At 40.7% G+C, this 1,087-nt stretch carries 2 protein-coding genes and 1 pseudogene; 1 reads left to right on the forward strand and 2 read right to left on the reverse strand.

What is annotated here, in order from left to right:
- A pseudogene (locus E5S67_RS32040) lies at positions 1 to 187 on the forward strand (IS630 family transposase); the annotation flags it as partial.
- On the opposite strand, the gene E5S67_RS32945 reads toward E5S67_RS32040, so the two are convergent.
- Together E5S67_RS32945 and E5S67_RS34995 are read right to left on the reverse strand one after the other, a co-directional pair.
- Positions 184 to 582, reverse strand: coding sequence for an IS982 family transposase (locus tag E5S67_RS32945; protein WP_246277107.1), 399 nt, complete (start codon positions 580 to 582; stop codon positions 184 to 186). The pseudogene E5S67_RS32040 and the gene E5S67_RS32945 overlap by 4 nt on opposite strands.
- Positions 494 to 982, reverse strand: a complete 489-nt coding sequence (locus tag E5S67_RS34995; RefSeq protein ID WP_216670858.1) for a transposase — start codon at positions 980 to 982, stop codon at positions 494 to 496. The genes E5S67_RS32945 and E5S67_RS34995 overlap by 89 nt, the downstream gene beginning before the upstream one ends.
- Positions 983 to 1,087 lie beyond the last annotated feature (105 nt).

Consider the following 1,087-nt stretch of genomic DNA (forward strand, 5'->3'; position numbering starts at 1 on the left):
ATATAGCCCAGACTATAATTTGATTGAATTAGTCTGGCATTCGACAAAAGAATATATTGCAAATCGACTTTTTACATCAATTGAAGAGCTAGAGTGTTTATTAAATCGCCTCTTAAATGAAGGAGAGTTAATTATTAAATGGGGAAGAAAAATCAAAAACAAGGGTAAGGCTTGTATCACAGTTTAAATGTACAACAGCTTAACGGGGGAACGATGTCGGGAATGCTCAATCTGAGAAATATTCTTTAACTGGTCAATAACAGTCTCAACAACAGCACGTTTTCGTAACAGCAGACGATCGCTCAAAGACATCAAACGTTGTTTCATATTGCGTTTGAGTTTAGTAATCACTTGCACACCGACGCTTGCCATCAATTCCTCAAACATTTTTTTGGAGATGTAACCCTTGTCAGCAAACACTTTGCCAAACAGATGTTGCAACAACTCAGGCACAGGTTTTCGGTCGTCTACATTACCAGGCGTAACTTGAAAGTTAAGTAACTCGCCTTGATCGTTGATGACTAGATGTAACTTTAAACCAAAGAACCAATCGACGCTCGGTTTTCCCGCGAGCAGCGACATCTTTAAACACTTTGTGCTGGCTGATCCTGCGGTTATGACAGACTTTCAGGCAAGTGGAATCCATGAAGCTAATTCCTGTGCAAGCACCAAAGCAAGAGCCCAGATACGCGCATAGGGGGACGAGTGTATCCGGGATCCATTCAATGAAGCGATTATAACTAACTAACTTGGGAAAATGGCTCTGCCATTGGGTTTGGACTCGTTCAAGGTAATAACTTTTGAAATTCCGGTAATACGACTGGTGAAACCCGATCACAATAGTCATAATTTCACTCAAGCATAAGCTGCGCTTGCGTTTGCGCACTTGCAAATCATGACCTATCAGTTGACTTTGCCATTGATGTTCAAAAACTTGGCAGAAGTCATCGACAGAGCAAAATAGTTCTTCTACAGTAGGCATAAGGCAATCCAGGTTACAGCACTTTGCGTGACTAAGAGGTACAGTAACAGCAGTGAGCAAAATAATTTTCGATTTGCTTAGTTGAACATAATTTCACTCCCAATT

Source organism: Microcoleus asticus IPMA8 (assembly GCF_013179805.1).
GTDB lineage: Bacteria > Cyanobacteriota > Cyanobacteriia > Cyanobacteriales > Microcoleaceae > Microcoleus > Microcoleus asticus.